Source organism: Streptomyces sp. NRRL B-24572 (assembly GCF_002156145.1).
Classification (GTDB): Bacteria; Actinomycetota; Actinomycetes; order Streptomycetales; family Streptomycetaceae; genus Streptomyces; species Streptomyces vietnamensis.
In genome coordinates this window covers 1-13,587 of record NZ_MWIG01000289.1, presented here as the reverse complement: position 1 = coordinate 13,587, position 13,587 = coordinate 1, and the positions used below count along the sequence as shown (strand labels likewise).

Here is a 13,587-nt window from a genome sequence, read left to right as displayed (position 1 = left end):
GCGAGCGCGAGGGCACGTCCACGTCGGCACGCTCGACCGCGGACGTGCCCTCGCGCTCGCCCAGCACATGCGGCCCTGGCTGCCCGTGCTCCAGGCGCTGGCCGCGAACTCGCCCTACGCCCGCGGGCACGACACCGGCTACCAGAGCCGGCGCGCCGTCGAGCACGCGAGGTGGCCGACCGTCGGCCCGACGCCGGTGCTCGACGAACCCCGGTACCTCGCCCTTGTGGCGCGCCTGGTCGAGGACGGGACGCTCCTGGACGACCGGATGGTGTACTGGCACGCCCGGCCCTCGGAGCACGTGCCGACCCTGGAGATCCGGGTCGCCGACACCAACGCCGACCTCGACACGGTGGTGCTGCTCGCGATCCTGGTCCGCGGTCTCGCCGCCACGCTGCTGGCCCGCGTCGACGCCCACGTCCCCCCGCTGCCGGTGCCAGGCCCGCTCCTGCTCCGGGCCCATCGGCTCGCCGCCGTCCAGGGCATCACGGGGAACGGTCTCGATCCGGTCGACGGCCGGGAGCGGCCCGCCGCGGAACTCCTCGACGACCTCTTCGTCCTCGCCCGGCCCGGGCTCGACTTCGCCGGCGACACCGACTGGGCCTGGGAGCAGTGGGAGCGGATCCGCGCGGACGGCGGCGGCGCCGCGCGTCAGCGCGCGGTCTTCCACCGGCACCGCCGGTTCGGCGCGGTGGTCGACGCGCTGGCCGCCGCCACGACGGGGAGCTGACCGGCGTGGGTCACGTCGTCCCGCTCGCCCCGGCGCCCGGCCGCGGGGACGCCGCGGACACCCTGCGGATGTGCCGTCTTCCCGGCGTGTACGCGCCCCAGGCGGACACCGCGCTCCTGGCGGCCCGGCTGCGGCGCGAGGAGCTGCGGCCCGGGATGCGCTCGCTCGACCTGTGCACGGGCACCGGCGTCCTCGCGGTCCTCGCCGCCCTGCGGGGCGCGCGGGCCACCGCCGTCGACATCTCGCGCGCCGCGATCGCCGCCTCCCGGCTCAACGCGCTGCTGCACGGCTGCCGGATCCGGGCGCTGCGCGGCGACCTGGACGCGCCGGTGGCGCGCGAACGCTTCGACCTCGTCACCGTGAACCCGCCCTACGTACCCAGCGAGGACCCAAAGGCTCCCGTGCGCGGCGCGCGGCGGAGCTGGGACGCCGGCACCGACGGCCGGCTGCTCCTCGACCGTGTCTGCGCGCGGGCGCCGGTTCTCCTGACGCCGTCCGGGGTCCTGCTCCTCGTGCAGTCCTCGCTCTCCGGGGTCGCCGCCACCCTCGACGCGCTCGCCCGCGGCGGGCTGCGGGCCCGTGTCGTCGAGCGGCACACCGAGCCGTTCGGCCCCGTGATGGCGGCCCGGGCGGACTGGTTCGCGGCCCGGGGGCTGATCCCTCCGGGTGCGGGGGCCGAGGAGCTCGTGGTGATCCGTGCCTGCCGGGCGTGATTCGGAACCGGGAGCCGGGGCAGTCGCGACGTACCGACCCGGTCCGAGCCGATGGGTGGTGTGGGTGATGTCTGCTTCCCCGAACGAGAGCGCCCCGCGGGTGGGGGTCCCGGAGGACGGCGTCGCCGCCGACCCCGGAAACGTCCGGCCCCGGACGTCCCCGCCGCGGTTCCGTCCGCTCCCCGAGGGTCCGCTGCTCGTGGAGGGGCCCGCGGAGATCGTCATGCCGGACGGGTCGGTGATCCTCTGCGAGCGGCCCGTGATGGCGCTCTGCACGTGCCGGCGGAGCCTGCGGGCGCCGTTCTGCGACACGAGCCACCGTCCACGCCTCCGGGCCGGCGCGGGCACGTCGGCGAAGGGAGCCGCCCGGCGCGCGCCGCGTGGCCCGACCGAGGAGGCGGAGACGTCATGACCCTGCTCACTCCGGACGTCGCGGCCCAGCCGGAGGCCCCCGAGGCCCGCGGAGAGGTCTCCCGGGGGGTCCGGAACCGGCTGCTCGGCGGTGGGCCCGGCGATCTGCCCCGGGCGGCCGACATCGCGCGCTGTTCACCGTACGGGGAGGATCTCCAGCTCGCCCTCCACCTCTGCTACGAGCTTTGCTACCGGGGCTTCGCGGGCGTCCCCGACACCCTGGAGTGGGATCCCGACCTGCTCAGGGTCCGGGCCCTGCTCGAGCACCGCTTCGAGAGCGCGCTGCGCCACGACTGCCGCCACCGCCCGAACGTCGACGAGGCGCTGGCCGCCCTGCTCATGGAACCGGTCGACGGCACGGGCGTCTCGCATTTCCTGATGTCCTCGGGCGAGTCGTGGCACCTGCGCGAGTACGTCGCGCTGCGCTCCGTGCACCAGTTGCGGGAGGCCGATCCGCACCTGTGGGTGGTCCCCCGGCTGCGGGGCCGCGCCAAGGCGGCGATGGTGGCCGTCGAGTACGACGAGTACGGGTGCGGGCGGGCGGAACGGATGCACTCCCGGCTCTACGCGGAGCTGATGGCCGACCTGGGGCTCGACCCCGCCTACGGCCGCCATGTGGACATGGCCGGCGCCGAGGTCCTCGCGGCCTCGAACCTCATGTCGCTCTTCGGCCTGCACCGGAGGTTGCGCGGGGCGCTCGTGGGGCACTTCGCCGTCCTGGAGACGACCTCGCCGCCCGCCGCCTCCCGCATCGCCGCGGCGATGCGCAGGACCGGCGCGGGACCGGCCGCGGAACGGTACTACGAGGAGCACGTGGAGGCCGACGCCGTCCACGAGCAGCTCGTGCGCCGCGAGGTCGTCGGCGGCCTCCTCGACGACGAACCGGACCTCGCTCCGGACGTCGCCTTCGGCATCGCCGCGACCTGCCTCCTGGAGGACCGGCTCGGTGACCGGGTGATGGACGCCTGGTCGCGGGGCGAGAGCGCCCTGCGCGCGCCCCTGCCGCGGCCGTGAGGACCGGCCCGGCCCTCCGGTCCGCCGGTGGTCGGGTCCGTCGGCGGCAGGTCCGCCGGTGTCCGCCGGTGCCAGGTCCCTGGTCCCGGGTCCCCCGATGCCGGATCCGTCGGTGTCGGGTCTGCCGGTTTCAGGTCCGTGCCGCCCTGGTGCCCCGGGTGCGCAGCGCGCGGGCCGTGACCAGTACCGCCCCGGCGGCCGCCGACAGCAGGAGGCGGTGCCGTGCCGCCACGGTGTACGGCGACCGGTCGGCGGCCTCCTGATCGAAGGAGCCGTGGGCGCCGTGGTCCCGGCCCTGGGGGCCGTCGAGGGGCTCCCACAGGTTGTGCGGGGTCACGACCCGTGCGCGCTCGTCGGTCTGCTGGGCGTCGTATCCGGTACGGGCGAGGTAGCGGTCCAGGAGGGCGGGGGCGAGCCGGTGCGCGAGCACGGTGCCGGCCGTGGAGGCCCCCACCCGGTACTCCGCGCGACGCGGGTGGCGGGCGGCGTACACCACGGCGCGGGCCGCCACCTCCGGCTGGTAGACCGGCGCCACGGGGCGCGGGCGGCGGGGCAGCCGCGAGAGGGCCCAGGAGAACTGCGGGGTGTTGAGGGCGGGGAGCTGGACGACGGTGACGGCCACGTCGCTGCGCTCGTGCCGGAGCTCCATCCGGACAGCGGCGGTGAAGCCGTTGATCGCGTGTTTGGCCCCGCAGTAGGCCGCCTGGAGGGGTACGGACACCTCTCCGAGCGCGGAGCCGACCTGGACGACGACTCCGGAGTCGCGCGGGCGCATGCGCCGGAGGGCGGTCCGCGTGCCGTTGACGCAGCCGAGGTAGGTCACCGTGGTGACCCGCGCGTACTCGTCGGCCGTGACGTCCGGGAAGCGGGCGAAGACCGAGGTGAAGGCGGAGTTCACCCAGACGTCGATGGGTCCGAGGACCTTCTCGACCCGTTCGGCGGCCTCCTCCACCCGAGTGGCCAGGGCCATGTCCACCGGTACCACGAGGGCCCGTCCGCCGGCCTCCTCGACCTCGGCCGCCGCGGCGTCCAGACCGCGGCGGCCGCGGGCGAGCAGCGCGACGCTCGCGCCCTGCTCGCCGAAGGCACGGGCGACGGCACGGCCCACCCCGGCGCTCGCGCCGGTGACGACGACGGTCCGGCCGGCCATCGGCGGCCGCGCGCCCCGGTGCGCGTGGATGCGGTGCGCGTGGATGCGGTGCGCGTGGATGACGAACAGGCCCTCCACGAAGGTCCCGAGGGCGAGGCCCTGGCGCCGGGGGCGGGGGGCGTGCCGGGCACGTCGTGCGGATGTCATCGGCGTGCGGGGATCATCGGTGCGCGGGACTCAGGAGTCCGCGGAGACCGTTCCGACGAGGTCGCCCACCTGCGGGTCGGGCATCGCGCGGGCGACGTCCGCCTGGGCGATGATGCCGACGAGGACGTGCTGGTCGATGACGGGGACCCGCCGGATCCGGTGCTCGCTCATGACGCTCATCACCTGCTCCGCGCTGTCGTCCGCGCCGACGGTGACGATCTCGTCCTGGGCGAGTTCGCCGGCCGTGCACCGCGCCGGGTCCTTGCCCTGGGCGATGCACTTCACGACGATGTCGCGGTCGGTGAGCATGCCCATCAGCTTCTCGTCCGGGCCGCAGATCGGAAGCGCACCGACACCCAGGTCGGCCATCTTCCGTGCGGCGTCGACGAGGGTCTCGGACCAGCGGACGCAGGTCGCCTCCGGGGTCATGATGTCTCGTGCGGTGGTCATGGCCATCACCTGTCGTGTCACTCGGATCGTGGTGCTGTCTCACGGCGCGGCTGCCCGGTTCCGGCGCCGTCAACCGCGGACGGAGGCGGTGCGGGCGCGGCGGGCCCCCGGCGGGAAGGGGATCCGCCGGGGGCCCTGGTACGGCCGCGTGTGCGGCATGGCCCGCGGATTCCCGTACGGACCTCGTACGGCCCGCGTGCGCGCGAACCGCTCGTCGTCGTACGGTTCCTCCGTCCGGCCTAGGAAGCGCGCCGCTTCGCGCTGTCGCGGGTCTTCTCGGTCGCCTCGTGGACCTTCTCCATGGCCTCGCGGGCCTTGCCCTTCGCCTGGTCGGTCTCGCCCTCCGCCTCCATCCGCCGGTCGCCCGTCGCCTTCCCCACGGCCTCCTTCGCCTTCCCCTTGCCCTTCTGCATCCCACTCTTGCGCATGGGTCGAACTCCTTCCTCTCTCGTCATGCCGGCTTCCCGCCGCCGTCGAGGACGTCGACGATCGCCGCGGCGAAGGCGTCGAGGTCGGCCGGTCGGCGAGAGGTGATGAGGGGGTGGCCCGCCGAGCTGTCGACCACGACCTCCCGGTCCAGCCAGGTTCCGCCCGCGTTCTCCAGATCGGGGCGGAGGGAGGGGTACGAGGTCAGTTCGCGGTCCCTGGCCAGGCCGCTGTCCACGAGGAGCCACGGTCCGTGGCAGATCGAGGCCACCGGTTTTCCGGCCTCGGCGAAGGCGGAGACGAGGCGTCGTGCCTCGTCGTCGGTCCGCAGCCGGTCGGCGTTGAGGGTGCCGCCCGGCACGATCACGGCGTCGAAGCCGTCCGCGGTCGCCCGTGCCAGGGTCGTGTCCGGCTGGACGACGGCGCCGGGGTCCCGGTCGCCGACGAGGGTCCGGACGGGTTCGTCCTTCTGCGCGGCGACGGTGACCTGGGCGCCGTTCTCCCTCAGGGCGTCCACCGGCTTGCGCAACTCGTCCTGCTCCGTCCCGTAGTTCGTCGTGAGGACGAGCACGTTCTTTCCGTCGAGCTTTCGGTCGGACGACACGATGCGTTTCCTCTCGGGCGTCGCTTCCCCGTCACTTCTGCGGCTCACCCGCCTGCGCCGCCTCAAACGTCACAGACCCCCTCGCATGTTCTCCGGGAAAGGGGGCAGGCGCGCGGGTGTTGGATTTCCCGCGCCGGGACCAGTCGGCCGGCCGGGCCCCGCAGGCAGCGGAGGTGCAGCCGTGATTCCCCTACTTCTCGTTCTGCTCGTGATCCTGTTGCTGTTCGGCACGGGATTCGCCGTCCATGTGCTCTGGTGGGTCGCCATCGCCGTGCTGGTCCTGTGGCTGCTCGGCTTCCTGATGAGGAGCGGAAACGGCCGCTGGTACCGCTGGTGAACGGGGCCGCAGCCCCGAGATGCCACCGCCGCCCCGGATGTTCCGGGGCGGCGGTGCGCGCGTCCGGGCCGGGGCCCGGCGCCTCACTCGTCCGTCCGTGACTGCGCCGCCCGGCGCCGCGCCCAGCGCACGCCGAGGGTCAGCAGGGTGACCAGGGTCAGCACCCACACGGCGGCGAACGTCCAGATGAGCGCCGGCGCCTCGGTGGCGACCGCGAGAACGAGCAGGACGAGGGTCGTGGCGCCGAGCGCCGCGACGCCGAGGGAGGGAAGGTGCCGGCGGGCCCGGGCGATCGAGGGCACGGGCAGGCGCGGGGTCCGGCGCATCGTGCGCAGGCTGTGCGCGAGCGACGCCTCCTCCTGGTTCAGCTGCTCCTCGATCTCCGCCAGAACGCGCCGCTCGTGCGCCGAGAGCCGGGCCTCGTCCATCGCGGACACCTCCTCCCGGTCCCTGCGCGCCGACAGGGGCGCGTCGTGTCTCTACGGCTTCCCCGGTGATTCGTGTCAAACCGCCACAAGAAGGGCATCCTTTCTTCAGGATGCTCGACCGACGGACCCCCGCCGCCGCTCCGAAGACCGCGACGCAGGGCCCATCGCCCTCGTCGAAGGAGCACGTATGTCCACCGCCGGAGAACGCTCCGACACCACGCTCACCGCCACCGCCGCCGTCCCCGGCCCGGGGCCCGACACCACGGGTGCCACGACCCGGCGGGCGGCGCTGGACGGGATCCCCGAGCCGGCCTGCCCGACCGCCGTCTCCACGGACGACGCCCGAACCCTGTCCGCCGCACTGTTCGCACGGCTCCGGGTCCTGGAGGAGGGAACCCCCGAGTACGCGTACGTCCGCAACACGCTGATCGAACTCAACCTCAGCCTCGTCAAGTTCGCCGCCCGGAGGTTCCGGAACCGCGCCGAGCCCACCGAGGACATCATCCAGGTCGGCACGATCGGCCTGATCAAGGCCATCGACCGCTTCGACCTCGACCGCACCGTCGACTTCTCCGCCTTCGCCCTCCCCACCATCGTGGGCGAGATGAAGCGCTTCTTCCGGGACACCAGCTGGGCGGTACGGGTTCCCCGTCGGCTCCAGGAGCTGCGGATCGACCTCGCGAAGGCGGCCGACGCCCTGGAACAGCGCCTCGGCCGCCGCCCCAGCCGGACGGAACTGGCCGCGGAGCTGCACCTCACGGAGGAGGAGGTCTCCGAGGGCCAGCTCGCGGCCCACGGTTACGCGGCCCGGTCCCTGGACCTCCCCGCCGGTGACGAGGAGTCCGCCCCCGGCGCGGGCGCCCGTCACCTGGCCAGCTCGGAACCCTCGTACGAGCTGATCGAGTCGCTGACGGCGCTGCGGCCGCTGCTCGCCCGGCTCGACGACCGCGACCGGCTCATCCTGGAGCTCCGCTTCGGCGAGGAGCTCACCCAGGCGGAGATAGGCCACCGGATCGGCCTCTCCCAGATGCACGTCTCGCGTCTCCTCACCCGCATCCTCGGCGAACTCAGGGACGACCTCCTCGGGGACGGCGCCGCGGCGGGCGGCTGACCACCGAATCCTCTGGCCGTCCGACGTATGGCCGAGGGGATCCGGGGCAGCCGCCACCACGTGGCGAAGCAGCACGGCATGGACGAACCCGACCTCTCCCAGGCACCGCCCGAGGAGTCGATGAACGAGGTGGCGACCAGGATCCCGAAGGAGGTCGGAGAGGCGGGCCGGCGCCTGCGCCACGGCGCGGCGCAGTTCGGGAAGGATGCACCGACCGACCGGGAGCCGCCGCCCGACGGGGGGAACGAGACCGGGGCCGACCACACCTAGGGGATGCCGCTCGGGGTCATGACCGGGCGGAAAAGGGCAGGAACGAGGTAGGAGCTTCCGGCCGCGGAGGGATCCGGCGGGAGGGGCCCGGAGGCGTCCGGAGCCTGAGATGCGCGGAACCGTACGCGAGGAGGCGGGTGAGCAGCATGGAGACTGCGAGCCGAACGGGAGAGGCGAGGGCTTCACGGGTGGCCCGTCTCCTGGTGGTGGGCCGTCACGGCGAACGTCCCGGGACCGTCGTCCTCGCACTCGACGGCGAGCTCGACCACGACACGGCGGACCCCCTGCGGAGCGCGCTGCGGGAGTACGCGGGGGCCATGCGCGTCGTCGTCGACTGCGCGGGACTGCGGTTCTGCGACTCGACGGGTCTGAACGTGCTCCTGCGGACACGGCTGCGGCTGCTCGCCGAAGGGGGGCACGTGGATCTGGCCGGGCTGCGGCCGCCGGTGCGCCGGATCTTCGAGATCACCGGAGCCCTGAGGGTCTTCCGGGTGTACGCCGACGTCGACGCCGCGCTGGCGGACACCGGCGCCGGGGACTGACCGCCGGGAGAGCCGCCGTACCGCGCGGTTCCCCGGACCGCGGGGGGGGGTAGCAGCAGCGTATGACCGGCCCACGCGTACGGCGTGCGTCCGACCGTCTCCGTCGCTATGAGTTGACGGAGAGCACCGGAGTGGTACGGGAGTGCCGTGACCTCGCACAGCGGGCACTGAGCGAATGGTTCGGGGCCGCCGGGCAGCCCGGCATGATCGCCGTCGAGGACGCCCTGCTGCTGGTCTCCGAGGTCGTCACCAACGCCTTCGTCCACGGTGGCGTCCCGTACGAACTGGGGCTCGACCGCACCGACGGCCGACTGTGGGTCCAGGTCAGCGACACGAACCCGGTACGGCCCCGACCCCCCGGACGGCACCACGCGGGCGCCCCCTACGGGCACGGGCTCTACCTGCTCGAACGGCTCGCGGTGGCCTGGGGCTGCGTCCCCCGGGCCCGCGGCAAGGCCGTCTGGTTCGAGGTGGAGGTGACGGCCCGGCCCGATGAGCCGGAGGCGTCCTAGAGTGGAAGGTGATGCGGGGCTCCGTGCAGCCAGGCTGCGCCGGAGCCCGTGCTACTCACCCTGTGCGAGGTCGTTCATGACACAGCACGGTTCCACCCCGGACGCGGCGGTACCGCAGACGGAACTCGGCGAGGACGGCCTCGGGCAGCTGCTCGCGGGGCTCACCGCCGTACGGGAGGGAGACCTGTCCGTCCGGCTCCCCGTCGCCGCGGACGGCATCCTCGGCGAGATCGCCGGCGTCTACAACGACATGGTCGGCCACCTCTCGCTGGTCACCTCCGAGGTCACCCGGGTCGCCGACGAGGTCGGCGCCCAGGGGCTGCTCGGCGGCCGGATCCGCGAGCCCCGGTCGCGCGGGGTGTGGCGCGAGCTGACCTCCGGCGTCAACACGATGGCCGACAACCTCACCTCCCAGGTCCGGTCCATCGCCCAGGTCGCCACGGCCGTCGCCGGCGGAGACCTCACGCGGAAGATCCGGGTGGACGCGAGTGGCGAGATCCTGGAGCTGAAGGAGACCATCAACACGATGGTCGACCGGCTGTCCTCGTTCGCCGAGGAGGTCACCCGCGTCGCCCGCGAGGTCGGCACCGAGGGCAAACTCGGCGGCCAGGCCACCGTCCACGGCGTCTCCGGCACCTGGAAGGACCTCACCGACAACGTCAACTCCATGGCCGACAACCTCACCAACCAGGTGCGGAACATCGCCCAGGTCACCACCGCCGTCGCCCAGGGCGATCTGACCAGCCGGATCGACGTCTCGGCGCGCGGCGAGATCCTCGAACTCAAGACCACCATCAACACGATGGTCGACCAGCTGTCCTCGTTCGCCGCCGAGGTCACCCGCGTCGCCCGCGAGGTCGGCACCGAGGGCAAACTCGGCGGCCAGGCCGAGGTGGAGGGCGTCTCCGGCACCTGGAAACGGCTCACCGAGAACGTCAACGAACTCGCCGGGAACCTGACCCGCCAGGTCCGCGCCATCGCCGAGGTCACCAGCGCCGTCGCCGAGGGCGACCTCACCCGCTCGATCACCGTCGACGCCCCGGGCGAGGTCAAGGACCTGCGCGACAACATCAACTCGATGGTCGAGTCGCTGCGCGCCACGACCCGGGCCAACGAGGAGCAGGACTGGCTCCAGACCACCCTCGCCCGGATCACGGGCCTGCTGCAGGGCACCCGGAGCCTGCCCGAGCTCGCCGAGCTGATCATGGCCGAGGTGCCGCCGCTGGTCGGCGCCCAGTACGGGGCCTTCTTCCTCGCCACGGACGGCGAGAAGGGCACCGAGCTCGTCATGACCGCCGCCTACGGCTCCCCCGACGACCCGGACGACCCGCCGCGCCGCTTCCGGCTCGGCCAGTCCCTCGTCGGGCAGGCCGCCCAGGACCGGCGCGCCCTCGTGGTCGAGCACGTGCCCGCCGGATACGCCACCATCGCCTCCGGAGTGGGCTCCGGCGACCCGGGCATGCTGATCGTCCTGCCCGTCGTGGTCGAGGAACAGGTGCTCGGCGCGGTCGAGTTCGCCTCGCTGCACCCCTTCACGCCCCTGCGGCGGGAGTTCCTCGACCGGTTCGTGGTCAGCGCGGGAGCCGTGCTCAGTTCGCTCGTCGCCAACCTCCGCACCGACGAGCTGCTCGGCCAGTCGCGCCAGCTTGCCGACGAACTCCGGTCACGCACACAGGAGTTGCAGAACCGCCAGCAGGAACTCCAGCGCTCCAACGCCGAGCTGAAGGAGAAGGCGGCGCTCCTGGCCGACCGCAACAGGGACATCGAGTCGAAGAACCTGGTCATCGAGCAGGCGCGTCAGGAGCTGGAGGCCCGGGCCCAGCAGCTGTCCCGCACCTCCATGTACAAGTCCGAGTTCCTCGCGAACATGAGCCACGAACTGCGCACCCCGCTCAACAGCCTGCTCATCCTCGCGCGGCTGCTCAGCCAGAACGCCGAGGGGAACCTGACGGAGAAGCAGATCGACTACGCCGAGGTCATCCACTCCGCCGGCTCCGACCTCCTCCAGCTGATCAACGACATCCTCGACCTGTCGAAGGTCGAGGCGGGCAAGATGGAGGTCCGGCAGGAGCCGTTCCGCCTGCGTCAGCTGGTGGAGTACCTGGAGGCGACCTTCGGCCCGGTCGCCGACGAGCGTCGGCTGCAGTTCACCGTCACCCTGGCGGACGACGTGCCCGAGACGCTGACCAGCGACGAGGCACGCATCCGCCAGATCCTGCGCAACCTCCTGTCCAACGCGCTGAAGTTCACCGACGAGGGCGGGGTGTCGCTCACCGTCGAGCCCGCGTCCTCCGCCGAGATACCGCCGGCCCTGGCCGGGACCGGGTACGTCCTGGCCTTCCGGGTCACCGACACCGGCATCGGCATCCCCCCCGAGCAGCTCCGGCACGTCTTCCAGGCCTTCCAGCAGGGCGACGGCACGGCCGCCCGGCGCTACGGGGGCACCGGTCTCGGCCTTTCGATCAGCCGGGAGGTGGCCGGCCTCCTCGGCGGGACCATCCAGGCGCGGAGCATCGTCGGCCACGGCAGCACCTTCACGTTCTACCTGCCGGCGCCGCTGCCCGCGGGGCTCGCCACGGCCGGTACGACCTCCACCGCCCGGACCCGGACCGCCGCCGGATCCTCCCCCGCCGGCCGGTCGACCACCGCCGGATCTCCGGACGGGCTCGCGGGCCGGACCGTCCTCGTGGTGGACGACGACGCCCGCAACGTGTTCGCCCTCACCGAGGTCCTCGAAAGGAACGGGCTGCGCGTCCTCACGGCCGACGGCGGCCGCGCCGGTCTCGACGTGCTCGCCGCGCACGACGAGATCGCGCTCGTGCTGATGGACGTCATGATGGCCGGGATGGACGGCTACTCGGCCATAAAGGCCATCAGACAGCTGCCGGACCGGGCGGGTCTCCCCGTCATCGTGGTCACCGCGAAGGCGATGCCGGGCGACCGCGCCCAGGCCCTGGCGGCGGGCGCCGACGACTACGTGGCGAAGCCAGTCGACGGGGCGGAACTGACCGACAAGATCCGTTCCTGGCTCGCCGACTGAGCGGTCCGGCCGGGCGAGCGGTCCGGCCGGGCGAGCGGTTCAGCCCACCGGCGGCCGGCCCCGGACCCGTACGGCGACGATGCTGGTGTCGTCGTCGGTGTCCCCGACCGCCGTGCCGAGCAGGGAGTCGACGAGCGTGTCCGGCGCGTGGCCCGCGAGCCGCTCCGCGTCGGCGGCGAGCCGTGCCACGCCCTCGTCGAGGCCGTCGTGGCGGCGCTCGATCAGCCCGTCGGTGTACAGCAGCAGGGTGTCCCCGGGGCGCAGCCCGATCCGCTGCTCACGGTAGGAGTACGCGGGTACCGCACCGAGCAGGAGGTCCTGGGGCGGTTCGAGCAGCCGCGCCCTGCCGTCCCTGAGCAGCACCATCGGCAGGTGTCCGGCGCTCGTCCAGAGCAGGCCGCGGTCCTCGGGGTCGTACAGGGCGCAGACGGCGGTCGCCGTGATGCCGCCCCCCGTGCGCAGGGTCACCTCGTTGAGCCACCCCATCAGCCGTCGGGGCGAGTGGCCGGTGAAGGCGAGCGCCCGCTGGGCGTTGCGGAGGGCCACCATGCCCGTGACGGCGTCGATGCCGTGTCCCGCGATGTCGCCGACGGCGACGAGGATCCTGCCGCTCGGCAGCGCGAGCACGTCGTACCAGTCGCCACCGACCCGGTACTCCTCCGCCGCCGGCCGGTACCGGGCGGCCACCACCAGGTCCCCGGGCATCTCCTGGAGGCCGGGCACCTCGGGCACGATCGCCTGCTGGAGCTGGAGCGCCAGCTGGTGGCGCAGCTCCGCCTGGTTGTGCAGCGCGGTGAGGTGGTCGAAGGTCGCGGTCAGCGCGGCCTCGGTCCTGCGGCTGTCCGACACGTCCTGGTAGACCCCGGCGAGGCCGGTGACGGTCCCCTCCGTGATCAGTGGCTCGGCCGCCACGCGCACATGGCGCACGGTGCCGTCGGGGAGCACGATCCGCAGGATCGTCTGCCCGCCCGTCTGCCGTTCGGTCAGGGTCGTCACCAGGTCGGCGAGGGCGTCCCGGTCGTCCGGGCGCACCCGGTAGCCCAGTTCGGCGAGCGGTACGGGCGCCTCGTCCCGCGCCATGCCGAAGATGCCGTACGCCTCCGGTGACCACGCCGTCTCGCCGCCGTCCAGGCTGTCCTGAAAGGGGGCCACGTCCTGCAGCCGGGCGACCGCCCGGGCCGCGGCGAGGCCGGTGGCGCCCACGGTGTGCCACATCACCACGGCGCGGTTCCCGCCGGCCGGCAGCACGCGCACGTCGAGGAGCGGCGGGGGGTCTCCGGGCCCCGCGGACACCGGCAGCCGGGCGGCCCGCTGGGTGCGCCCGGTGCCGACGGCGCGTCGTGCCATGCGCGCGAGGTCGGCGTGGGCGAGGGGGAAGGCGCGGGCCAGGGAGACGCCTCCGCCGGGGAAGACGCCCCCGAGCGCGACGGCCGCCTCGCCGTTGAGGTGCTCCACGACCGGCGGCCCCGACGTACCGGGCACGGCGAGCAGCATCGCCGGCTGTGCGAGGGAGTCGAGCACGTCGACGAGGACGGGGACGGCGGTCGGCGCCGAGCCCGCGGCGTCGAGCACCGTGCCCGCGACCTCCATGAGGCCGGTGAGCGCGCGGCGGGCCGTTCCGTCGAGCACCGTCGGGCCCGGCCAGCCGACGAGCGCGACGCCGACGGTCCTGTCGCGCCGGCGCAGCGGGAGCAGGGCGCGG

16 protein-coding genes are annotated in these 13,587 nt (G+C 73.7%); 10 read left to right on the top strand and 6 right to left on the bottom strand.

Features of this window, described 5'->3' with window-relative positions; translation table 11 throughout:
* The 4 genes from CCN56_RS18425 to CCN56_RS18410 form a co-directional block, all read left to right on the top strand.
* The coding region (locus CCN56_RS18425; RefSeq protein ID WP_256962028.1) for a glutamate-cysteine ligase family protein at nt 1-730 on the top strand (730 nt) is incomplete at its 5' end.
* A gap of 68 nt (nt 731-798) precedes the next feature.
* Nucleotides 799-1,443, top strand: a complete 645-nt coding sequence (locus CCN56_RS18420; protein ID WP_086828219.1) for a HemK2/MTQ2 family protein methyltransferase — start codon at nt 799-801, stop codon at nt 1,441-1,443.
* Between the two features lie 67 nt (nt 1,444-1,510).
* Nucleotides 1,511-1,855, top strand: coding sequence for a CDGSH iron-sulfur domain-containing protein (locus tag CCN56_RS18415; protein WP_086828211.1), 345 nt, complete (start codon nt 1,511-1,513; stop codon nt 1,853-1,855).
* Nucleotides 1,852-2,868 (top strand): iron-containing redox enzyme family protein, encoded by a 1,017-nt coding sequence (locus tag CCN56_RS18410; RefSeq protein ID WP_086828209.1) that lies wholly within the window; start codon nt 1,852-1,854, stop codon nt 2,866-2,868. The genes CCN56_RS18415 and CCN56_RS18410 overlap by 4 nt, the downstream gene beginning before the upstream one ends.
* A gap of 130 nt (nt 2,869-2,998) precedes the next feature.
* Here CCN56_RS18410 and CCN56_RS18405 read toward each other — a convergent pair whose 3' ends face one another.
* The 4 genes from CCN56_RS18405 to CCN56_RS18390 form a co-directional block, all read right to left on the bottom strand.
* Nucleotides 2,999-4,018, bottom strand: a complete 1,020-nt coding sequence (locus tag CCN56_RS18405; protein ID WP_086828217.1) for an SDR family oxidoreductase — start codon at nt 4,016-4,018, stop codon at nt 2,999-3,001.
* A gap of 177 nt (nt 4,019-4,195) precedes the next feature.
* Entirely contained in the window at nt 4,196-4,615 is a 420-nt protein-coding gene (locus CCN56_RS18400; RefSeq protein ID WP_086828215.1) for a CBS domain-containing protein, read from the bottom strand.
* A 239-nt stretch (nt 4,616-4,854) separates the two neighbouring features.
* A complete protein-coding gene (locus CCN56_RS18395; protein ID WP_086828207.1) occupies nt 4,855-5,043 on the bottom strand; it encodes a CsbD family protein in 189 nt (62 codons plus the stop codon).
* Nucleotides 5,044-5,066: 23 nt separating this feature from the next.
* Nucleotides 5,067-5,645 (bottom strand): type 1 glutamine amidotransferase domain-containing protein, encoded by a 579-nt coding sequence (locus CCN56_RS18390; RefSeq protein WP_086828204.1) that lies wholly within the window; start codon nt 5,643-5,645, stop codon nt 5,067-5,069.
* 181 nt (nt 5,646-5,826) lie between these two features.
* Here CCN56_RS18390 and CCN56_RS18385 point away from each other — a divergent pair, with 181 nt between their 5' ends.
* Complete coding sequence (locus CCN56_RS18385) at nt 5,827-5,982, top strand: hydrophobic protein (RefSeq protein WP_086828202.1); 156 nt, start codon at nt 5,827-5,829, stop codon at nt 5,980-5,982.
* Nucleotides 5,983-6,065: 83 nt separating this feature from the next.
* Here the strand turns inward: CCN56_RS18385 and CCN56_RS18380 are convergent, their stop codons facing one another.
* Complete coding sequence (locus CCN56_RS18380; RefSeq protein ID WP_086828200.1) at nt 6,066-6,410, bottom strand: DUF3040 domain-containing protein; 345 nt, start codon at nt 6,408-6,410, stop codon at nt 6,066-6,068.
* Nucleotides 6,411-6,597: 187 nt separating this feature from the next.
* Between CCN56_RS18380 and CCN56_RS18375 the strand changes: the two genes are divergently transcribed.
* From CCN56_RS18375 to CCN56_RS18355, 5 genes are all read left to right on the top strand, one after another.
* Nucleotides 6,598-7,521 (top strand): SigB/SigF/SigG family RNA polymerase sigma factor, encoded by a 924-nt coding sequence (locus CCN56_RS18375; RefSeq protein WP_086828199.1) that lies wholly within the window; start codon nt 6,598-6,600, stop codon nt 7,519-7,521.
* A gap of 27 nt (nt 7,522-7,548) precedes the next feature.
* Nucleotides 7,549-7,791, top strand: a complete 243-nt coding sequence (locus CCN56_RS18370; protein ID WP_086828197.1) for a hypothetical protein — start codon at nt 7,549-7,551, stop codon at nt 7,789-7,791.
* Between the two features lie 146 nt (nt 7,792-7,937).
* Complete coding sequence (locus tag CCN56_RS18365) at nt 7,938-8,333, top strand: STAS domain-containing protein (RefSeq protein WP_086828195.1); 396 nt, start codon at nt 7,938-7,940, stop codon at nt 8,331-8,333.
* A 113-nt stretch (nt 8,334-8,446) separates the two neighbouring features.
* Nucleotides 8,447-8,845 (top strand): ATP-binding protein, encoded by a 399-nt coding sequence (locus tag CCN56_RS18360; RefSeq protein WP_086828193.1) that lies wholly within the window; start codon nt 8,447-8,449, stop codon nt 8,843-8,845.
* Nucleotides 8,846-8,921: 76 nt separating this feature from the next.
* Nucleotides 8,922-11,885: a HAMP domain-containing protein gene (locus CCN56_RS18355; RefSeq protein WP_086828191.1), complete on the top strand. Its 2,964-nt coding sequence runs from the start codon at nt 8,922-8,924 to the stop codon at nt 11,883-11,885.
* Nucleotides 11,886-11,924: 39 nt separating this feature from the next.
* Here the strand turns inward: CCN56_RS18355 and CCN56_RS18350 are convergent.
* The coding region (locus CCN56_RS18350) for a PP2C family protein-serine/threonine phosphatase (RefSeq protein WP_107484178.1) at nt 11,925-13,587 on the bottom strand (1,663 nt) is incomplete at its 5' end.